Raw genomic sequence first — 21,035 nt, forward strand, 5'->3', positions numbered from 1 at the left:
ACTTGAATAAAATTAAAAAATATATAAAGCAAAAAATAAGAACTATATACGAAAAACGTATAGGGTCCTTTTATTTTAAACAAAAAGGGGTTTGTCCTTGCTGTGAGTATGAAGTTTTATTTGTTGCTAATAACCCTTGGTTACGTGATCATTTTAAGTGTAGTAATTGTGGTTGCATTCCTAGAGAACGCGCTTTAATGCTTACCATAAAAAATCAGTATCCAAATTGGATGGCTTTGAAAATACACGAGTCGTCTCCAGGAAACCGAGGACATAGTGTTAATTTAAAAAAGCAATGCAAGAATTATATTTCTTCTCAATTTTATGCAAATGAACCATTTGGAACCATTGTTAATGGTTTTAGAAATGAAGATTTAGAAAATCAAACCTTCGAGGATAATTCATTTGATTTGGTAATAACCTCGGATGTTATGGAGCATATCTATGAACCTGAAAAAGCATTTAAGGAAATTAACCGTACATTAAAAGTTGGAGGTGCACATATTTTTTCGGTACCCATAATAAATAAACATAAACCTACGCAACGTTGGGCTAAAAAAGGGAAAGATGGAGAACCCGTGTTTTTATTCGAGCCTGAATGGCATGGAAACCCTGTAGATAGTAAAGGGTCGCCTGTAACCATGCATTGGGGCTATGATATTAAAGATTTTATTGAAAAAAGCACAGGTGCTCATTGTGAAATTATTTATATTGACGACTTAAATTATGGTATTCGAGCTGAATACATTGAAATAGTTGTTGCTAGAAAAATAAAATAATGCAAAAATTAAAACCCATAGCCTTTGTTTTACCACAATTTCACCCCATACCAGAAAATGATGCATGGTGGGGTAAAGGGTTTACCGAGTGGACCAATGTAACTAAGGCCAAGCCTTTGTTTAAAGGACATTATCAGCCCCATTTGCCAACAGATTTAGGTTTTTATGATTTGCGTTTACCAGAGGCAAGACTAGCTCAGGCCAATTTAGCTAAAGTTTATGGTATAGAGGGTTTTTGCTATTATCATTATTGGTTTAATGGCAAGCGCTTGTTAAACCAGCCTATTGATGGGATGCTAAAGCAAAAGGATTTAGATATGCCCTTTATGCTCTGTTGGGCTAACGAAAATTGGACACGCCGTTGGGATGGTAAAGATGATGATGTTCTAATACAGCAAAATTATAGTTTTGAAGATGATGCCAACCATATGCGCTGGTTGTGCCAAGAAGTGTTTTCTGATAGCCGATATATTAAGGTAGATGGAAAACCTGTTTTTGTAATTTATCGAGATAATTTATTTCCCGATTTAAAAAAAACAGCGGCTATTTGGCGTAAAATAGCTATTGAAGAGTTTAATTTTCCAGATTTATATTTATGTCTTACAGAAAGTTTTTATGGTGAGGCGAATCCTGAGTCTTTAGGTTTTGATGCAGCCATAGAGTTTTCGCCACTTGCTGTTATAAAGAATAAACAGCCAAAACCCTCAAAAAAGCATTTTTTGAAGTTGTTTAATATTCAACCTAAATCATTAGAAATTGATTTTAGGGACTTTGAAAAAGGTGTTAAAAACTGTATAGAAAGACCAATACCTGGTTATAAATTATTTAGGAGCGTTACTCCTTCTTGGGATAATACGGCACGTAAAAAAAAGGACTGGATCGTAGCAAAAGGGAGTAGCCCTGACTTATATTATAAATGGTTGCTGCACATAGTAAAATATTTTAAGCCTTATTCTAAAGATGAAAATTTTGTATTTATCAATGCTATGAACGAATGGGCAGAAGGAAATCATTTAGAACCCTGTATAAAGTATGGTACAAGGTATTTAGAAGCCACTAAAAAAGCCTTGGAATCGTGAACCCCAAAGTCTCAATAATTATTCCCAATTATAACCATGCATTGTTTTTGCAAGAACGGTTAGATTCTGTTTTTAATCAAACCTTTCAGGATTTTGAGGTCATTTTATTGGATGATGCTTCTACTGATGGTAGTGTGGATTTATTAAATCAATATAAAGACCATCCAAAAGTATCGCATGTTGTAATGAACAACGAGAATTCGGGTAGTCCGTTTAAGCAATGGCAAAGGGGGATTGAACTAGCCAAAGGCGATTATATATGGATAGCAGAGAGTGACGATTATTGCGAGCTTAATTTTTTGGAAAGCTTATTGCTATTTTTAAAAGATGAAGAAACAGTGTTAGCCTATTGTGCAACGAAGCATTTTGATGAAATACAAAAAAGTGTTTATCTGGACAAGTGGGCTTCTCAGCTAGATAAAGTTCGTTGGCAATCAAATTACACTAATATCGGTTGTTTAGAGATTAAATATTATTTTCGATATAGAAATATTATTCCTAATGCCAGTGCAGTTTTGTTTAAAAGAACCGCTATATTAAGAGTAGAACTTCCTCTTGAAATGAAGTTTTGCGGAGACTGGTTGATTTGGCTTAAATTGTTACAATATGGGGATATAGCTTATTGCTGTTTACCATTAAATTATTTTAGAAAGCATGAAAAAACAACTAGAGTTTTTAAAGGGTTTGTTGTTGAGAATCAAAGATTTAATGAGTATAAATTTATAGTAAAACAGTATAGTAGTTTTATAGATCGAGTTATAAATCTGGGTAAATACAAATGGATTGTTTTAGAATGTTACTTAAAAAGAAAAACGGTAGGTAAGTTTCCGAATTTCAAACTTAAATTACCCATCGAATTTCAAATAGCTTATGTTTTATTAATTTTAGGTAATAAAATAAATAAATGAAAAATATTATCTGCACAATTATTACTGCTAATTATGTACATTATGCACTTGCTCTTCACGATTCTTTTTTAAGATTTGATTCAGAAACCGAATATTGTATATTTATAAGTAGTGGAGAAATAGATAAAACACTCAAAGAAATAGTTTTATCACGTGGGATATTAATTTATTATACCAAAGATTTTAGAGGAAATAATTTAGCGCAAGAACTAGAGGAGAAGTATTCTGTAACAAATCAGGACGCATATAGATGGGGTATGAAGTCGATTTTAATACTTAAACTTTTAGAAAAGGGGTATAATAAAGTAATTTATGTAGATTGTGATATTTGTTTTTTTAATAGATTCGATTTTCTATGGGATGAATTAGAATTAAATAATATATTATTATCTCCCCATTGGCGTTGTTCGAATCCAAAGATAGATTTGAAAAACTTCAGGCATAATTTTTTAGATGGGATATTTAATGGGGGGTTTATTGGGGCAACAAAAGGTGGTACTGCAGCACTTACTTATTGGGCAGAATTATGCCTTCATAATTGTGAGGTAAACAGAGATGCTGGATATTATGTAGATCAACGCTATTTAGATATTTTGCCAACTCGATTTGATAATGTAGGACATATAACCCATAAAGGTTGTAATGTTGCGAATTGGAATATAGTTGATTGTAAGCGTGTTCTTCAGAAAGATGGCAACGTTTTAATTAATAACTCTGAGGCTATAATTTTTATTCATTTTACAAACAGTTTGTTCAAAGGAGCCTATGTTTGGAATGACGACACTTTATTGATACCATATATAGAGCTATACCGTGATATTGTTTTAAAATATCACAATAAAGACATTATTCAAGATTTTTTTGAAAATGGTATTAAAATACAATCGAGAAAAGAGCAAGAAATTTTTGTTAAAAAGAAGCATACCCTTTTGCTTAAAATGAAGAAGATGATGTATAATAAGTTAAAACAAATAAAGCATAAATTATTTTTACTTTGAACATCGCTATTTTTACTCCCAACCAAAATCCGTATTCTGAAACCTTTATTCAGGCGCATAAAAACCATTTAAAAGGTACTGTATTTTACTATTACGGTAGGGATGCCCATATACAACTTGAAGGGCAACAGCGGTTAATGCCTTTATATCGTTATAAGTTTTTAAGGGTATATGCAAAGCTTTTTAGAAAGCCCAGCAGCTATTTATGGCAACAACGCGTGTTGTATAGTTTAAAGGCAAACAATATTGAAACGGTGTTGGTTGAATATGGTACCCATGCCTATCATTTAAAAGACATACTCAATACTTCGGGATTGCCTGTAGCGGTGCACTTTCATGGCTATGATGCCAGTATTCGGGCAGTTATACAAAAGTGTGAAAATTATAAAGAAGTCTTTGCTATTACTAAAAAGATTATCGTTGTTTCAAAAGTAATGGCGCATAGGTTGTTAGAGTTGGGGTGTCCAAAGGATAAACTTGTTTATAATGTATATGGGCCAAACCCCGATTTTGAAACGGTAGTGCCTACGTTTACTAAAAAACAATTCGTTGCCATTGGGCGGTTTACCGATAAGAAAGCCCCATATTATACCATTATGGCTTTTAAACAGGTGTTGGAAACGCATCCTGATGCCCGTTTGTTAATGGCTGGAGACGGTGCGTTGCTAAACATGTGTAAAAATTTGGTAAAGGAGTATCAAATTGCGGAACATGTCCACTTTTTGGGCGTGGTGACACCAGAGCAGTACCGTGGTTTATTGGCGGAATCGTTGGCTTTTGTGCAGCATTCCATAACCGCTGATACGGGCGATATGGAAGGCACGCCTTTAGCGGTGTTAGAGGCTAGTACAGCGGGATTGCCTGTTATTTCAACTATTCATGCAGGTATTCCTGATGTGATTGTGCATGGCGAAACCGGTTTGCTTTGTGATGAGCATGATGTGGAGGCTATGGGTAAACATATGATGATGTTTTTGGATGATTTGGAATTAGCAAAATCTATGGGAGCTAAAGGGAAACAGCATATTAAGGCGCATTTTAGTTTGCAAAGGCATATAGATAGTTTGCAGGATACCTTGTTATGTTGAGTAGTTCTCGATACGATTTTCTCATGCTTCAAAAATCACTCGAACTGACATTGGTCCTTGGACAGGCTCAGTATGACAAGGTTTGTGGGATTCTGAAATGAGACCCTTAAACGAGTTCAGGGTGACAATCCTTCGACAAGCTCAGGGTGACAGGTACTAGGGTGTGTGGGCGAGGTTCAAAGTCAAACTTCAGTATGGCATCTCATATGCCACCATTCAACATTCATCAACAAATTTCCTATATTAGTGGCACTATAAATTAGTGTTATGACCAATACCCCTTTGATATCTATTATCATTCCAACATACAACCGTACACACCTCATTGGAGAAACCCTTGATAGCGTATTGGCTCAAACTTATGCCAATTGGGAATGTATTGTGGTGGACGATGGTAGTACTGATAATACAGATGAGGTTTTAAAAAATTATTGCCAAAAAGATGAACGCATTCAATACCATCATCGTCCAATAGATAGACCTAAAGGTGCTAATGCCTGTAGGAATTATGGGTTTGAATTGAGTAAGGGGAAATATATTCAATTTTTAGATTCGGATGATGTTTTGGAATCATTTTGCTTTGAAGAAAGAGTTGCGTACTATTTAAGAGATTCTTCCTTAGATTTGTTAATTAGAGATACAGGGTTGCTAAATGATTCAGTAAAAATATATAAATCTATTAATAAAGATCCTGACAAAAGTGATAGAGAAAATTATTTAAGATTGTTTTTATGTTATGATATACCTTGGCATACATCTTCATGTTTATATAGCAAGAAATTGTTGAATATCTGTAGATTTGATGAAAACTTGAGTAGATTTCAAGATGTTAGTTTTAATATAAAAATTCTTTCAACTTTTAAAAATATTAAGCTTTTAAGGGATTTTAAAATAGATACTTTTTACAGAGTTGACAAGCATAAAATTTACAATACTAATTTTAGAAACAAGGTGTTACATTCTTTATTAGATTTTTACAAAATACATTCAGATTTATTGAATACAAAAGAATTTAAACCCGAATTTAGAAAGTTTAATAATAAAATAATTAATGAATTTGTCATTCCCTTTTTTAATAAAAATAAAAAAAGATCAAATCAAGTTTTTTTATGGTCAATTAAATCAGGAATATACAATTTTGAAACTAAAATTTTATTTCTACTAATGATGCTTTTTATGAATTTAGGTATTTTTAAAATTAAAGGTATTGGGATGTATCGATTTTATAAAACATTTAGTTTGAAAATAAATTAAAACTAACAATTTAAAATGTCCATAATTGTATCAATAATAGTTCCTTGTTTTAATCAAGCTGAATACCTAGGTGAAGCATTGCAATCTGTAATGGAACAGACTTATACCCATTGGGAATGTATTATTGTGAACGATGGTAGTACCGATAAAACCGAAAGTATAGCTAAAAAGTGGCTAGAAAATGATGCCCGCCTTAAATATGTGTATCAAGAGAATAAGGGTTTGTCCAGTGCCCGAAATTTTGGTATAGCTAAATCCCAAGGCAAGTTTATATTGCCATTGGATGCTGATGATAAAATTGCAAGCAATTATATAACCATGGCTTTGGAGGCTTTTCAAGAAGATGCCAACCTAAAAGTAGTGTATTGCAAGGCAGAAAAATTTGGTGAAGAACAAGGTTTGTGGGAATTACCTCCTTTTTCTCTGTTAGATTTAGCTCGCTTTAACATGATATTTTGTTCTGGTATGTTCAGAAAGTTAGATTGGAAAATGATAGGGGGGTATGATGTAAATATGAAATTTGGATGGGAGGATTGGGAGTTTTGGATTTCGCTTTTAAAAAATGGAGGAAAGGTAAAATGTTTAGAATATACTGGATTTTATTATAGAGTAAGGAAAAATTCTATGGTAAGACACATTAATCTTGAAGAAAAAAAAAATTCTGAGACTTATGTTACCAAAAAGCATATTGATTTTTTTATTTCAAATTATGATATTTTAAATAAAAACAGAAAACAAATTGAACTTAGTTTTGAGAGCAAAAAATTTGCTTTTAATCTTTTTACCAAAACCTTTTTTAAGTTTAAGCTTTTTTAATTTATAAAATATTTTGTCTGGTCAATGGATGTCTCCATTATTATAATAAATTACAATACAGATGCTTTAACGCTTCAGGCTGTTGCATCGGTTTTTAAATATGTTAAAAACATTGATTTTGAGGTTATTGTTTTAGAGAATAATTCCAAAGTAACATGCCTTGACGTAGAATTGGCTAAATATGAAAACACCTATTTTTATCAATTGGATGAGAATATAGGTTTTGGTAAGGCCAATAATTATGGGTTTGAAAAATCAAAGGGAGATTTTATATTTTTACTTAATTCAGACGCCTATTTAATAAATGAAAATGCTATTATAAATTTTATAGATTATTTAAAGGCGCACCCAAAAGTTGCTTGTGTTGGTGGAAATTTGATTGATGACAATGGAAAACATAATATTAGTTACGGTAATTTTTTAAGTATTGAAAAGTTATTATTTGATTATGGGTTAAAACAGGGAACTGAGGACTATTATTATGACAAATTAGCGACTTCAAAATATTGTAAGATGCATGTTTCTGTACCAGTTGATTATTTAACAGGAGCCGCTATTGTTATAAAACGTGAGGTTATTGAAACTTATGGGCTTTTTAACCCTTCTTATTTTATGTATTTGGAAGATATGGAATTAGGCTTTAGGTATAAAAAAAGGGATTATTGAGTGTGATTTTACCAGATGTTAACATCGTGCATCTTGGTGGCCAATCTTGGAAAAATGATTCTTTATGGAGTAACAGGATTAGTAAAGAAATTGATTATAGTAAATATTTATTTTTACAAAATGTAACTATTTGGCCTGTAGCTTTTGGCTTGTTTGTTTTAGGGAAATGCATAAGGATGTTAAAAAGAGTGAAACATAAAATAAAAAGAATTGTATAAAAAAAACAAAAAAATAGCCATTTATTCTAACGCATGGGATACCAATGCTGGAGGTGGTATTACTTATGTTTTGGCATTGGCTAACTTATTAACATCAAGACAATTTGATGTGACTGTTTTTTTTTTTGAAACTGTTAATGAAACGGAATTAAGGAGTCGTTACAAAACAGGCGATTTACAGATAAAATTTATAGAAAGAAAACCTTTTCCTTTGTTGGAGCAGCTTAAATTTGCATTTAAAGAGCGGCTATATTACGATATTGTTATACAGCAATCATTAGTTGCTCCTAGAATAACCTTGGTTAAAAAGTCATATATTCTTTGTGATTTTCCCATGAAAAAAATAGAATCATTAAGCGAAAAAATACGGCTAAGGACGTGGCAGCATGTTATTGCCAATTCAGAGTTTACAAAACACTGGATATTAAAACGGTGGCATCGTTCAGCCCATGTTATTTATCCACCTATAGAAAACCCAACCGAATTGCCTTTAAATAAAAATGAAGATTGGGTTTGTATAGGTAGGTTTAATGAGGGAGAACGCTCAAAACGGCAAGATATAGTTATTGCATGTTTTATAGATGTTATTAGAAAAGGCAAGACAAATTGTAAATTACACTTGATAGGGTATGTGGGAGATAGGAAATTTGTAAACAGGTTGAAAAAACAAGCTGAAGGTTACCCCATCGTTTTTCATGAAAATGGTTCACTTGAAACACAAAAAGAAATTTTAGAACACTCTGCATTTTATATCAGTGCTTGTGGTTATAAAATTGATGAAACAAAACAGCCCATGTTTGTAGAACATTACGGCATTTCGGTTGTAGAGGCTATGGCCCATGGTTGTATTCCGCTTGTGATAGGTAAAGGGGGACATAAAGAGACTGTAGACCATGGTATAAATGGGTATCATTGGAATACAGAGGAAGCATTGAAATTTTATATTATGAAACTGCTTGAGAACACTTCTGAACTTAAAAAGGATATGGCAGCATCGGCCTATTTAAAATCGAAGTCATACGATTTTAATTCAGTAAAAAAGAATGTCAAAAAAATTTTTTAGCGCTATGAAATTTAAAAAGATAATTAAAAGTAGTGTCATAAGTTTTTTAAATAAAATGCCTTATGTGAGAGGTTTGTATAAACAGAGTCTTAATTGTTGTTTCCCCAATGGCCATTTTTATTCTCCTGTAGTTTCTATAGAAGATATAAAGGAGCGGGCGGATAGTATATGGCAAGCTGTTGAAACGCCTTTAATTAATGGCATTGATTTAAGAACAGAAGCACAAAAGCAGTTGGTAAAAAAGTTTGAAGCGTACTATAAGGAATTGCCATTTAAGCCAGAGAAAAGTGCGGGGTTGCGTTATCAGTTTGAAAATGGATCGTATTCATATACAGATGCTATAATCCTATATTCTTTTATCAGGCACTTTAAACCTAAAAGGGTTATTGAAATAGGGTCTGGTTATTCTTCCATGGTTATGTTAGATACTAATGAATTATTTTTTTCTAATGAGATAGATTTAACTTTTATAGAGCCCTATCCTAATCGCTTGTATGCTTTACTGAAAGAAGGAGATTTGTTAACGAATAAGATTTTAACAAAAAAGATACAGGATGTACCATTATCTGTTTTTGATGTTCTAGAATCTGGAGATATTTTATTTATTGATAGTACACATGTGTCAAAAACAGGAAGCGATGTGAATTTTATAATGTTCCATATTTTACCTAGATTAAAGGCAGGCGTTTTAATACATTTCCACGATATTTTTTATCCTTTCGAATACCCTAAAGAATGGGTCTTTCAAGGTAGAAATTGGAATGAAGCCTATATTATAAAAGCATTTTTAATGTATAACGCGCAATTCGAAATAAAATTATTTTCAGAATATTTGCATAAATTCCATGGTGCTATTTTTGAATCTATGCCCTTATGTTATAGTAATCTTGGTGGTAATCTCTGGTTAGAGAAAAAATAAAACTCTATATTGGTTTTTAATTAGAAACGCACTTGAAAAAAATATTACTTTGTTTTGGTACACGCCCAGAAGCTATTAAAATGGCGGCTATTTGTATGGCGTTAAAGCAACGGCAGTTACCTTATAAACTTTGTGTTACGGCACAGCACAGGCACATGCTGGATCAAGTGCTTGAATTTTTTGATTTGATTCCAGACTTCGATTTAAATTGCATGCAGCCCAACCAGAGTTTAAGCCAATTAAGTTCAAGAATATTATCTGAAATGGATAAAATTTTTGAAAAAGAACGTTTCGATCTTGTTTTGGTTCATGGCGATACTACAACGTCTACCATGGTAGCGTTAGCGGCTTTTCATTGTGGTATTCAGGTAGCACATGTAGAAGCGGGTTTAAGGACTTACAATAAGCGTTCCCCATTTCCTGAAGAATTAAATAGACAGATAACTGGACGAATATCAGATTTTCATTTTGCCCCAACAGAAAAAGCAAAACAGAACCTATTGAATGAGTATGTTCAAGCATCGCAAATTTTAGTAACAGGAAACACGGTGATTGATGCTTTGTTTTATACATTAAATAAAATTGATAACGGCTACACCAATGGTTTTATAGAAAATTTAGCTAAAAAGATAGATTTTAGTAAAAAGATAGTTTTAGTTACCGGACATAGAAGAGAAAGTTTTGGAGCTGGTTTTGAGAATGTTTGTGAAGCCATTTTAGAGATTTCAAAAAAGCATGATGTTGAAATCGTATATCCAGTGCATTTAAACCCGAATGTTCAAAACGTGGTTTATGAGAAACTATCTAACATTAAAAACATTCATTTAATAGCACCTTTAGATTATCCTTCATTTGTTTGGTTAATGAGGAAGTCTAATTTGATTATATCAGATTCTGGCGGTATTCAAGAAGAAGCCCCTTCTTTAAACATCCCTGTTTTGGTTACTAGAGAAACTACCGAGCGGGATGAAGGCATACAAGCCCGGTGTTCCATTTTGGTTGGAACGGACCCAAATAGAATTATTGAAGAAACGAGAAAAGTATTAAACAATAGTGATGCTGTTAATTGCATGAACAATCCTTATGGAGACGGATTTGCAGCCATTAACATAGTAGAATTTATTCAAAATAATAGTATTTAGTACATGTTAAAGCAAATTTTAGTAGTTGTAGATTCTATTAATGTAGATGATAGTAGCGGCTCTAAAGCCAATGTGGCTTTGATTAAAAATTTAGCAGCTATAGGGTACCGTGTTAAAGTTTTACACTATACGCAACAAAACATCCATTTAAAGGATGTTGAATGTATAGCTATACAAGAAAAGAAGTTTACATTGTTTTATTTTTTAAGCAGACTACAACGTGTTATACAGCGTTATTTTAAAGTGAATTTAGCACAATATCTAGAACCTGTATTTGGTTTTTCATTCACTTTTTTTAATGATATACGAAGTATTAAAGCAACTTTAATAAAGCAAGATTTTTCTGATGTATATTTAATAATAACTTTAAGCAAAGGGGGAGTTTTAGACCTCATTATGCCGTAAACAAGCTACCGGTTTTATATAAAAAGTGGCTGGCATATGTGCACGACCCTTACCCGTTTGTTTGTTATCCGCCACCTTATGATTGGAAAGATCCGGGGCATAAACAAAAACAGGCTTTTTTTAAAAGTGTTTCGGATCATGCGAAATTTTCAGGATTTCCTAGTATGCTTTTAAAAGACTGGATGGGTGGTTATTTCCCAAATTTTATTAAAACGGGAATTGTAATTCCGCATCAAGATTCTGAAGTTGAATTGAATCACTCTGTAAACCCTACTTATTTTGATGCTTCTAAATTTAATTTGTTGCATGCAGGAAATTTAATGAAACAGCGCAATCCAGAAGGTTTAATAAAGGGTTTTAAATTGTTTTTAGATAATAACCCTAAAGCAAAAGAAGAAACTAGATTATTGTTGTTGGGAAATGCGGCATATCATAAAAGTTTTATAGAAAAAAATGTGGCTACAATACCCGAAATACATACCCAACTTTCTAATGTTCCTTTTGATGAGGTATATTCGCTACAAAAGAAAGTATCAGTAAATATTATATTAGAAGCAAATTCTGAGATTAGTCCTTTTTTACCAGGCAAGTTTCCGCATTGTATTTCAGCAAAGAAGTTAATACTGCATTTGGGTCCCCTAAATAGTGAAACGAAACGCTTACTCGGTGAAGAGTATGAATACCATTCACGGGTAGATGATGTAGGCAAAATAGCATTATTGATAGAAAGGTTGTATTACATATGGAAAGAAGACCCAAACCGCTTAGTTTTATACCGAGAGGATTTATTATATTATATATCAAAAGACTATTTGAAAAAGTCTATAAATGATTTGTTGAACCGTTCTAGTTTATAAATAATGCAAACGTCTATTTTAATTGTATCAAAGGATAGAAAACAGGAATTGAAAAAAACATTGGAGATTCTTGAGAAATCGGTGGATTATTCAAGTTGTGAAATTTTGGTGTTTTTGGATGGTTGCATTGATGGTTCCCATGTATTAAAAAGTGAGTTCCCCAAAGTTTTTTGGTATGAATCTGAAAAGAGTTTAGGGGCATCATCAGCTAGAAATACATTGTATTCGTATGGCAGAGGTGATGTTTTTATAGGGTTGGATGATGATGCACATCCATTACAATCTGATTTTGTAGATATTGTACATACTGTTTTTAATGAGAATAAAAACTTAGGTATTATTGCTTTTCATGAAATTAAAGGGGTATTTAATAGTGACGAAGAAGCTTTATTGCAAAAATCCACAGATAAAATAGAATTTTTATGCAATAGTTTTGTAGGCTGTGGATTTGCTATTCAAAAAGAGGTTTATGAATCTACCAATGGGTTTCCAATATGGATAGATATTTACGGAGAGGAATCCTGTGTGGCCATAGAAGTTTTAGCAAACAACAAAGATATTCTCTATACCAATAATATTGTAGTAAATCACCGCGTTAATAAGCAGGAAAGATTGAATAATGGAAGAAATTATTATAGATTTGGAAAGCAATTAAAAAATACAGCTTTTTATTATATAGTTTATTATAGAAATCCAGTGTTTAAATTACTAAAGCTATTTTGGCATAACTTTACAAAATATGCACTGGTAGATAAAATCTATTTTAGAACCTATATTAGAATACTTGGGCTAATAATATTTCAAAGTTCAAAGGTTTTAAAGCATAGAAAACCGGTAGAAGCAAGTGTTTTAAAACGAGTAAATGAATTGAATTCACCAGTGTTTTAATAAAAAGAAAATGAGCGTTAAACTAATAGCTGAAATAGCCCAAGCACATAACGGAAGTTTAGACACAGCCCATCGTTATATTGATGCGCTCGCTGTTACCGGTGTTGATGCTGTTAAATTTCAAACGCATATTGCAGAGGCTGAAAGTAGTATTTTTGAACCTTTTCGAATAAAATTTTCAGAACAAGATAAAACCCGTTTTGATTATTGGAAGCGCATGGAGTTTACTTTAGAACAGTGGATAGGTTTAAAACAGCATTGTAATACGGTCGGTTTAGAGTTTATGAGTTCGCCGTTTAGTAATGCGGCGGTAGATTTGTTGGAGAAAGTTGGTGTAAATACCTATAAGATAGGTTCGGGCGAGGTTAATAATTTTTTATTGCTTGAGAGAATTGCTCAAACTGGTAAACCTATTATTGTGTCATCAGGAATGAGTTCTTTTAAAGAACTGGATGAAACGGTAGAATTCTTGAAATCCAAAGACGTTGAATTTTCCATATTACAATGCACCACATCCTACCCAACAAAACCAGAGCAATATGGCTTAAATGTTATTCAAGAATTAAAATCAAGATATAAAGTGCCTGTTGGATTTTCAGACCATTCGGCGAAAATGGAAACAGCTATTGCTGCAGTAGCTTTGGGTGCCGAAATTTTAGAATTCCATGCCGTTTTTAGTAGAAACGATTTCGGACCGGATGTTACGTCATCACTCACTATTGAGGAGATTAAAGCACTTTCAGAGGCTATTAGAAATATTGAGAAAGCCCAAATCCACCCAATAGATAAAAAAGATAATTCAAAATTTAAAGAACTTAAATCTATTTTTGAAAAATCTTTAGCTATAAACAAAGATTTACAATCTGGGCACATTATTAGGTTTTCTGATTTAGAAGCAAAAAAACCTGCAAATAAAGGAATTTCTGCATCAAATTTTGAAGCTATAATTGGGCATAAAATTATAAAAGACATGAAGCAGTGGGATTTTTTAAACATAGATGATATTAAATGAATAAAAGAAAAATTTGTGTAGTTATAACTGCAAGACCTTCTTATAGTAGAATAAAAACGGCGTTAACTGCTATACGGAATCATCCAAGTTTAGAATTGCAACTGGTTGTAGCTGGTTCAGCTTTGTTGGATAGATATGGGAACGCTGTGGATTATATTGAGAATGATGGTTTTAAAATAGATGCTAAAGTATTTATGGTTTTAGAAGGAGAAAACAAAACCTCTATGGCAAAAACCACTGGTTTGGGAGTTATGGAATTAGCTAATACTTTTTATAATTTAAAACCAGATGCAGTTGTTACCATTGCCGATCGTTTTGAAACCTTGGCGACCTCTATTGCTGCTTCTTATCAAAACATTCCTTTAATCCATATTCAAGGAGGAGAAGTTACAGGAAATATTGATGAAAAAGTACGTCATGCCAATACAAAATTAGCTGACATACATTTGGTAGCATCGGAAGATGCAAAACTTAGAGTTATTAAAATGGGTGAGGATGCTAATTACGTTTTTAATACGGGCTGCCCTTCAATCGATATAGCATATAAAGTTAGTAAATCTCCGAAATTAAATTTTAATCCTATAACAAAATACGGTGGCGTAGGACATACGATTAATTGGCAAGAAGGTTATGTTGTGGTGATGCAACATCCTGTTACTACAGAATACCATCAGGCTAAAGAAAATGTTTTGACTACTTTGAAAGTGATACACGAATTGGGAATTCCGGCTTTTTGGTTTTGGCCAAATGTGGATGCTGGTGCCGATGGGACATCCAATGGAATTCGTTCGTATCGGGAAATTCATAAACCCGAGAACATCCACTTTTTTAAAAATATGATTCCCGAAGATTTTTTACGCTTACTTATTAATAGTAAATGTTTGGTTGGGAATTCTAGTGTGGGAATTAGAGAGTGTGCTTATTTGGGCGTGCCAGTAATAAACATTGGTACACGTCAAAACGGACGAGCAAGAGGAAATAACGTTATGGATGTTTCTTATAAACAAGATGAAATAAAATCAGGCATACTAAATAGAATAGAAGCAAAGAATATTATTAGTAACGATACTTTATACGGTGATGGAAATTCTGGTGATAAAATTGCTAATATCATAGCTGAAGTTGAATTGCGTTTTCATAAAACTATTTCATATTAATGAGGATTTTAGGACTTATACCAGCAAGAGGAGGCTCTAAATCTATACCTGAAAAGAATATCAAAATTCTTAAAGGGAAACCTTTAATTCAGTATACCATTGAAGCTGCAAAAAATGCTAAAGAACTAACGCATTTAATTTTAAGTTCGGATGACGAGTCTATAATTGAAGTCGCTAAAAAACTTGATTTGGAAGTCCCTTTTGTAAGACCTAAAAATCTTGCAAAAGACACGTCGCCCACGCTTGTTGTCATTCAGCATGCTTTAAAATTTTACGAAGCACAAAATATTTATTTTGATGCGGTTTGTTTGCTGCAAGTTACAAGTCCTTTTAAAACAGGTATGTTTATAGATGAGGCTATTAAAAAGTTCACCGAAAGTGATTGTGATGCTTTGGTTTCTATACAAAAAGTTCCAGATGAATATAACCCGCATTGGGTTTTTAAAAAGGATAAAGTTGACAACTTAGAATTATTTACCGGTGAAAAAGACATTATTTCCAGACGCCAAGATTTACCCGAAGTGTATCATAGAGATGGACTTATTTATATTACCAAAACCAATGTTTTGTTAGAACAAAATTCTTTATATGGTTCTAAATTAGCTTATATAAAATCACCTTCAGATTATACTATCAATATTGATACTTTAGAAGATTGGAATAAGGCCGAGGCATTTTTAAACTTAAATAACGCATAGAATGTGTGGAATCGCAGGACTTGTTGGAACAGACGATTTTGAGTTTCAATTAAAGCGAATGCTGGAAGTTCAAGGCCATAGAGGTCCAGATTTTACAGGGACTTTCTTTGATAGAGGTTTCTCTGCATTGGGGCACAACAGGCTTTCCATAATAGATTTATCTCAAAAGGCTAATCAACCTTTTAATGATGTTTCAGGCAGATATATAATAGTTTTTAATGGTGAAATCTATAATTATTTAGAGCTTAAAGAAAGGTTGAAGCATGATTATCATTTTAAAACGGCATCTGATACAGAGGTATTATTAGCAGCTTTTATAAAATATGGGAAAGATTGTTTAAGAATACTTAATGGTATGTTTTCATTTGCCATTTGGGATACTTTGAAAAAAGAATTATTTGCTGCACGAGACCGTTTTGGTATCAAACCATTTTATTACTTTAAAAGTAAAGATGTATTTGTTTTTTCTAGCGAAATCAAAGCCATTCATAACACTGGAGTAAATAGAAAACCAAGTGGAATGGTTTGGTCTAATTATTTTGTAAATGGAAGTTATGGTTTACCAAACGAAACATTTTGGGAGGGAATTAATCAACTACAAGCAGGTCATTACTTAGAATTGTCTAATAACCAATTAAAAATAACAAAGTGGTACAATTTTGAAAGCAATGTAAATAATCAAGCTAAAATAACTGATTATGAGGAGGCTAAAGCCATTTATAAAGATTTGCTGATAGACAGCATTAGTTTAAGGTTTCGTGCAGATGTACCTTTAGGTTTTAATGTAAGTGGTGGTTTGGATAGTTCAGCATTACTGGCCTTGGCAAATATTTCACAAAAAGACATATCAAAAATTGAAGCTTTTACATTTTATACTGGTGATAAAAACTATGATGAATTACCTTGGGTAGAACAAATTATAGCACGTTATAAATGCCCGTTAAATAAAGTGTTGCTATCTGCTAATGAAGTTCCGGGTTTATCAAACTTTATAACTCAAATTCAAGATGAACCCTTTGGAGGCATACCAACTTTAGCGTATTCAAAACTATTTGCGTCAGCATCAAAAAAAGGTGTAAAAGTACTGTTAGATGGACAAGGAATGGATGAGCAATTAGCAGGTTACGATTATTACAACAATAATTCCAAATCTACAATTCAAGGGATTAATAAGAGTCCATTTAGAAAAGACATGTTACATCCATCATTCGCGGATAATGTCTCAAAAGGAGAATATCCAACGCCTTTTAAATCTTCACTAGAAAATCAGCAATACAGAGATTTATTTTATACTAAAATACCCAGATCTTTACGTTTTAATGACAGGGTTTCTATGGCTTATTCAACAGAATTAAGAGTGCCTTTTTTAGATTATAGATTAGTGGAATTTGGTTTTTCTCTCCCCGTAGAATTTAAAATTAAAAATAATCAGGGCAAGTGGCTTTTAAGAGATTTAATAAGTAACCATGTTGGTAGAAATGTTTCATATACACCAAAACGACCTTTACAAACACCCCAACGCGAATGGTTAGGTCATGATTTAAAAAGTTTTGTTAAAAATCATATAGATAATATCAAATCTAGCGAGTACAAATCGTGGTTTAATGAAACGAAAATGGATTTGGAATGGCATAAATATCTAGCAGGTGATAATCAATCAAGTTTTCATATTTGGCAGTTGGTTAACTTCTCAATGTTATTGGCTTAATGGTTTTTTGGTTAAACTAAAATATTATCTTTGGGTTCTTAACCACAACCACTCTAAAATTGCAAAACATAAAATCAAAGTTAGCTCTAGTAATAACGGATGGCGTTGGTTTTAGAAATTTCATTTTAAGTGATTTTTTGAAATTTGCAAATCAATCTTTTGATGAGGTTGTTATTTTATCATGTTTGCCAAAAGAAATCTATAATGAACATACGCATTTAAGAGTGATTGAATTGGATGTTTTCGAAGAGCGATTCAAAACATGGTTTTTTAGAAAAGCTAAAGAAATAGCACATCTTAAATTACATGAGAAAGGAAATCTAGGAATTCAAGATAATCTAAAAACCAATGATTCAAAACTTAAAACGCCCAGAGGCTACGCTACACGTTTTATCTATAAGTTGACTTCATTGTTTCATTCAGAAAAAAATATTCAACAGTTTCAGAAACTACAAAATTTAACGTTTTCTAACCATAAAATAACAAAAGAATATAAGTCTATTTTAGAAAAAGAGCAATTTACTTTATTATTTTTTACACATCAACGACCACCTTATATAGCACCATTGGTGTATGCAGCACAACAACTAAAATTAAGAACAGCAGCATTTATTTTTAGTTGGGATAATTTGGCTTCTAAAGGTAGAATGGCATCTAATTTTGATTATTATTTGGTTTGGAGTGATTTAATGAAACAAGATTTACTTCAATTTTATACATCTATTGAACAGGAACAAATAAAAGTGGTTGGAACACCACAGTTTGTACCTTATGCCATGCCAAATTATAAAATTCCCAAAGTAGAATTCATTGAAGAGTTCAATTTAAATACCAATTTGAAAACCATTTGTTTTAGTTGTGGTGATATTTCTACTAGTAAAAATGATGAATTATATATAGAAATTATTGCAACAGCGATTGTTGAAAAAAGCATTGAACCTGTTAATTTTATTGTTAGAACATCGCCAGCTGAAGATCCAATACGTTTTCAAACTTTGGTTGATAATTTTTCATTTATTAAATGGAATTTCCCAAAATGGAAACAAGTCCGGGCAAATCACCAAGAATCATGGTCGCAACGTATTCCAACAATTGAAGATATTAAACAATTACGAGCACTTTTAGAGTATTCAGATTTAAATATTAACATGCTTTCAACCATGAGTTTAGATTTTATGCTGTTTGATAAGCCTGTAATAAACCCTATTTTTGGTAATGTGAATAATGGATTATATAATGATCAACGATTTTTAGGATACGCACATATTCAGCATTTGGTAAATAGTCAATCTTCAAGAATTGTAAAAAATAAAGAACAATTGATTCAAGCTATTATAGCTTATTTAAATAACGATACAGATTCTATAAACCGAAAAAACTTTATTAAACAGCAAGTAGGAGTTTCTTTAGAAGAAACAAACAAACAACTAGTTGCGAGTTTGAAAATATGGGCATAAACCAAAAACATATCGCCATTATTTGTAACTACGAACTTCTTAAAGATAGGGTAGGCGGTATGGATTATTTTTTCTGGGCATTCAATAAAGCTTGTACGGATAAAGGGATAAAAGTTGATTGGTTTTTTCCAAACATAGGAACACATGGCGATTACCATACATTCGAAATTTTCCCTTCTAACGGTGTTACTTTAGAACAAGGTTTTATAAGACATATTAAAAAGCAGCCAGTTCAGTATTCATATATTGTCACCCATTTCGTGGAATTATGCACGTCATTTTTTGCAACTGTTAAAAAGCATCAGCAAGCTAGAATAATTGCTGTAGACCACAACCCAAGACCTTTATTGGGTTATCCGTTTAAAAAGCGATTGAAGAAACGAATAAAGGGGATATTGTATTCTAAATATATCGATTTATTTATTGGTGTTTCAAATTATACAAGTCAGGCCATTTTAAACGATTTTGGCAACTTTTTAAAACCAAAAACCCAAACCATTTATAATGGTGTTTTGATAGATGATATCATTCCTAAAACGGCAGCAAGACGTCGTGTAAATCCCAAGTTTTTAGTAGTGTCTCATTTGCGGGAATCTAAAGGCATTCAAGATTTAATTAAAGCAGTGCATTTACTGCCAGATAATTTAAAAGTTCATTTAAAGGTTGATGTTTATGGTGATGGCCCTTATGAAAAAGAGTTGTTAAAGTTAGTTGAAAACTATAAATTAGAAATCAATTTTAATTTTAAAGGCAGTCAATCTAATTTAAAAGCCTTATGTCAGCATTACGATTATTTAATTCAACCGACTCACATGGAGTGTTTTAGCTTGTCTATTTTAGAAAGTTTAGCTGCAAATATTCCAGTAATTACAACGCCTGTTGGAGGAAACTTAGAGGTGATTAAAGAAGGTAAAAATGGGTTTGTTTTTAAGACAAAAAATATTAAAGAGTTAGCGGTTTTATTAGAGGATGTAATTAATGGGAATAAGTACATTGAAGGACCTACAAGGAATTTAATAAAAACTCAGTTTTCATTAGATGATATGGTTGATAATTATCTTAGACTTTTAGACTAGATTAAGCAGAGCTCTTAATTTAGAATTAGTAATAACTATAAAAAAATGAATAAAAAAATAATTTTCTCAAATTCCTTTTCCCCTAGAACAGGACATAATTTTGCTTCAGAGGTTCTAAAAATATTTACAGATCACGAGGTATTGGCCCATCATCGAAGTGAGACAAGATTATCTACATTTTTAGACGCTTATTATTCGATTTACAATAACATTATTTATTATGAATCAGATAAAGCCTTTTTTGATAAAATTATTTTAAATGACATTAGGAAAAACATTATAAACGAATCTAAAAAAGAGTATGTTATGATAAAGGATACTTCTTTTAAAGGTGTGAAATATTTAAGTGAAGTTTTTCCCGATGATATTCATATCATATTACTTAGGCGTCCACAAGACGTTTTTGGTTCTTTGTTTAAAGGTATGAATTTAAAAAAAAAGGGAGTTAAAAATTTTATCAAGCGTATAACAACCCCTTTAGGGTTGTATCCCTATTTTTATTGTAGAAAGGTAACCCAAAAAGTGTTAAGTGATATGCCTAAAATAACCAAAAAACATTTTGTGTTACGTTATGAAGATTTAGTGCTGAAAAATGATAAAGTATTAAATGAGTTAAAAGTTAAGTTCAATACAAAAAAAACTTTATTACAAATAAAGAAAGAAATTGATGTGATAGAAGTTATAAATACTTCATTTATAGAAGAAACAGGTGCCAAACGGATATGGGAGTCTTTACCTAAAACAGAAGCATTTAACCCAGTAAATAGAAAAAAGCATCCTTTTTTAGTTCAAAAAGGAATTGATTTAGGGAGTAGGAAATTGGCTAGATATTTAAATTACTAGGATA

Annotated in this window: 22 protein-coding genes; all 22 read left to right on the forward strand. The window is 32.1% G+C overall.

What is annotated here, in order from left to right; all coding sequences use genetic code 11:
* Nucleotides 1-2 precede the first annotated feature (2 nt).
* The 22 genes from RHP49_12015 (at nt 3) to RHP49_12120 (ending at nt 21,031) form a co-directional block, all read left to right on the forward strand.
* The gene (locus RHP49_12015) at nt 3-779 is read left to right on the forward strand and encodes a class I SAM-dependent methyltransferase (protein WNH11621.1); all 777 of its coding nucleotides are present in this window, start codon (nt 3-5) and stop codon (nt 777-779) included.
* The gene (locus tag RHP49_12020; protein WNH11622.1) at nt 779-1,858 is read left to right on the forward strand and encodes a glycoside hydrolase family 99-like domain-containing protein; all 1,080 of its coding nucleotides are present in this window, start codon (nt 779-781) and stop codon (nt 1,856-1,858) included. The genes RHP49_12015 and RHP49_12020 overlap by 1 nt, the downstream gene beginning before the upstream one ends.
* Nucleotides 1,855-2,766 (forward strand): glycosyltransferase family 2 protein, encoded by a 912-nt coding sequence (locus tag RHP49_12025; protein ID WNH11623.1) that lies wholly within the window; start codon nt 1,855-1,857, stop codon nt 2,764-2,766. The genes RHP49_12020 and RHP49_12025 overlap by 4 nt, the downstream gene beginning before the upstream one ends.
* Entirely contained in the window at nt 2,763-3,764 is a 1,002-nt protein-coding gene (locus RHP49_12030) for a hypothetical protein (protein ID WNH11624.1), read from the forward strand. The genes RHP49_12025 and RHP49_12030 overlap by 4 nt, the downstream gene beginning before the upstream one ends.
* Nucleotides 3,761-4,852: a glycosyltransferase gene (locus RHP49_12035; GenBank protein ID WNH11625.1), complete on the forward strand. Its 1,092-nt coding sequence runs from the start codon at nt 3,761-3,763 to the stop codon at nt 4,850-4,852. The genes RHP49_12030 and RHP49_12035 overlap by 4 nt, the downstream gene beginning before the upstream one ends.
* 267 nt (nt 4,853-5,119) lie before the next feature.
* A complete protein-coding gene (locus tag RHP49_12040; GenBank protein ID WNH11626.1) occupies nt 5,120-6,106 on the forward strand; it encodes a glycosyltransferase family 2 protein in 987 nt (328 codons plus the stop codon).
* A gap of 15 nt (nt 6,107-6,121) precedes the next feature.
* The gene (locus tag RHP49_12045) at nt 6,122-6,922 is read left to right on the forward strand and encodes a glycosyltransferase family A protein (protein WNH11627.1); all 801 of its coding nucleotides are present in this window, start codon (nt 6,122-6,124) and stop codon (nt 6,920-6,922) included.
* A gap of 24 nt (nt 6,923-6,946) precedes the next feature.
* A complete protein-coding gene (locus tag RHP49_12050; GenBank protein ID WNH11628.1) occupies nt 6,947-7,588 on the forward strand; it encodes a glycosyltransferase in 642 nt (213 codons plus the stop codon).
* Nucleotides 7,585-7,806: a hypothetical protein gene (locus RHP49_12055; GenBank protein WNH11629.1), complete on the forward strand. Its 222-nt coding sequence runs from the start codon at nt 7,585-7,587 to the stop codon at nt 7,804-7,806. The genes RHP49_12050 and RHP49_12055 overlap by 4 nt, the downstream gene beginning before the upstream one ends.
* A complete protein-coding gene (locus RHP49_12060; GenBank protein WNH11630.1) occupies nt 7,799-8,869 on the forward strand; it encodes a glycosyltransferase family 4 protein in 1,071 nt (356 codons plus the stop codon). The genes RHP49_12055 and RHP49_12060 overlap by 8 nt, the downstream gene beginning before the upstream one ends.
* 4 nt (nt 8,870-8,873) lie before the next feature.
* Complete coding sequence (locus RHP49_12065) at nt 8,874-9,788, forward strand: class I SAM-dependent methyltransferase (protein ID WNH11631.1); 915 nt, start codon at nt 8,874-8,876, stop codon at nt 9,786-9,788.
* Nucleotides 9,789-9,820: 32 nt separating this feature from the next.
* Nucleotides 9,821-10,930 (forward strand): UDP-N-acetylglucosamine 2-epimerase (non-hydrolyzing), encoded by a 1,110-nt coding sequence (gene wecB, locus RHP49_12070; GenBank protein ID WNH11632.1) that lies wholly within the window; start codon nt 9,821-9,823, stop codon nt 10,928-10,930.
* Between the two features lie 3 nt (nt 10,931-10,933).
* A complete protein-coding gene (locus tag RHP49_12075) occupies nt 10,934-11,335 on the forward strand; it encodes a hypothetical protein (protein ID WNH11633.1) in 402 nt (133 codons plus the stop codon).
* Nucleotides 11,336-11,373: 38 nt separating this feature from the next.
* Complete coding sequence (locus RHP49_12080; GenBank protein ID WNH11634.1) at nt 11,374-12,192, forward strand: hypothetical protein; 819 nt, start codon at nt 11,374-11,376, stop codon at nt 12,190-12,192.
* Nucleotides 12,193-12,195: 3 nt separating this feature from the next.
* Nucleotides 12,196-13,080, forward strand: coding sequence for a glycosyltransferase (locus RHP49_12085; protein WNH11635.1), 885 nt, complete (start codon nt 12,196-12,198; stop codon nt 13,078-13,080).
* A 10-nt stretch (nt 13,081-13,090) separates the two neighbouring features.
* Nucleotides 13,091-14,092 carry an N-acetylneuraminate synthase family protein gene (locus tag RHP49_12090; GenBank protein ID WNH11636.1) on the forward strand — a complete coding sequence of 334 codons (1,002 nt, stop codon included), beginning with the start codon at nt 13,091-13,093 and terminating at the stop codon, nt 14,090-14,092.
* Complete coding sequence (gene neuC, locus RHP49_12095; GenBank protein WNH11637.1) at nt 14,089-15,249, forward strand: UDP-N-acetylglucosamine 2-epimerase; 1,161 nt, start codon at nt 14,089-14,091, stop codon at nt 15,247-15,249. The genes RHP49_12090 and neuC overlap by 4 nt, the downstream gene beginning before the upstream one ends.
* Entirely contained in the window at nt 15,249-15,947 is a 699-nt protein-coding gene (locus tag RHP49_12100) for an acylneuraminate cytidylyltransferase family protein (GenBank protein ID WNH11638.1), read from the forward strand. The genes neuC and RHP49_12100 overlap by 1 nt, the downstream gene beginning before the upstream one ends.
* 1 nt (nt 15,948) lies before the next feature.
* Nucleotides 15,949-17,655 (forward strand): asparagine synthase (glutamine-hydrolyzing), encoded by a 1,707-nt coding sequence (gene asnB, locus RHP49_12105; protein WNH11639.1) that lies wholly within the window; start codon nt 15,949-15,951, stop codon nt 17,653-17,655.
* A 59-nt stretch (nt 17,656-17,714) separates the two neighbouring features.
* A complete protein-coding gene (locus RHP49_12110) occupies nt 17,715-19,112 on the forward strand; it encodes a hypothetical protein (GenBank protein ID WNH11640.1) in 1,398 nt (465 codons plus the stop codon).
* Nucleotides 19,103-20,188: a glycosyltransferase family 4 protein gene (locus tag RHP49_12115; protein ID WNH11641.1), complete on the forward strand. Its 1,086-nt coding sequence runs from the start codon at nt 19,103-19,105 to the stop codon at nt 20,186-20,188. Before RHP49_12110 ends, RHP49_12115 begins: the two co-directional genes overlap by 10 nt.
* 45 nt (nt 20,189-20,233) lie before the next feature.
* Nucleotides 20,234-21,031, forward strand: a complete 798-nt coding sequence (locus RHP49_12120) for a sulfotransferase (GenBank protein ID WNH11642.1) — start codon at nt 20,234-20,236, stop codon at nt 21,029-21,031.
* The last annotated feature ends 4 nt before the right edge of the window (nt 21,032-21,035 follow it).

Source organism: Flavobacteriaceae bacterium HL-DH10, assembly GCA_031826515.1.
Taxonomy (GTDB): Bacteria; Bacteroidota; Bacteroidia; order Flavobacteriales; family Flavobacteriaceae; genus Thalassobellus; species Thalassobellus suaedae.

What these genes read in the sequence shown, in the direction of transcription:
- RHP49_12045 (WNH11627.1), top strand. Translation starts at nt 6,122, where the DNA reads ATGTCCATAATTGTATCAATAATAGTTCCTTGTTTTAATCAAGCTGAA.
- asnB (WNH11639.1), top strand. Translation starts at nt 15,949, where the DNA reads ATGTGTGGAATCGCAGGACTTGTTGGAACAGACGATTTTGAGTTTCAA.
- RHP49_12040 (WNH11626.1), top strand. Translation starts at nt 5,120, where the DNA reads ATGACCAATACCCCTTTGATATCTATTATCATTCCAACATACAACCGT.
- RHP49_12050 (WNH11628.1), top strand. Translation starts at nt 6,947, where the DNA reads ATGGATGTCTCCATTATTATAATAAATTACAATACAGATGCTTTAACG.
- RHP49_12100 (WNH11638.1), top strand. Translation starts at nt 15,249, where the DNA reads ATGAGGATTTTAGGACTTATACCAGCAAGAGGAGGCTCTAAATCTATA.
- RHP49_12020 (WNH11622.1), top strand. Translation starts at nt 779, where the DNA reads ATGCAAAAATTAAAACCCATAGCCTTTGTTTTACCACAATTTCACCCC.
- RHP49_12120 (WNH11642.1), top strand. Translation starts at nt 20,234, where the DNA reads ATGAATAAAAAAATAATTTTCTCAAATTCCTTTTCCCCTAGAACAGGA.
- neuC (WNH11637.1), top strand. Translation starts at nt 14,089, where the DNA reads ATGAATAAAAGAAAAATTTGTGTAGTTATAACTGCAAGACCTTCTTAT.
- RHP49_12090 (WNH11636.1), top strand. Translation starts at nt 13,091, where the DNA reads ATGAGCGTTAAACTAATAGCTGAAATAGCCCAAGCACATAACGGAAGT.
- RHP49_12065 (WNH11631.1), top strand. Translation starts at nt 8,874, where the DNA reads ATGAAATTTAAAAAGATAATTAAAAGTAGTGTCATAAGTTTTTTAAAT.
- RHP49_12085 (WNH11635.1), top strand. Translation starts at nt 12,196, where the DNA reads ATGCAAACGTCTATTTTAATTGTATCAAAGGATAGAAAACAGGAATTG.
- RHP49_12115 (WNH11641.1), top strand. Translation starts at nt 19,103, where the DNA reads ATGGGCATAAACCAAAAACATATCGCCATTATTTGTAACTACGAACTT.
- RHP49_12030 (WNH11624.1), top strand. Translation starts at nt 2,763, where the DNA reads ATGAAAAATATTATCTGCACAATTATTACTGCTAATTATGTACATTAT.
- RHP49_12075 (WNH11633.1), top strand. Translation starts at nt 10,934, where the DNA reads ATGTTAAAGCAAATTTTAGTAGTTGTAGATTCTATTAATGTAGATGAT.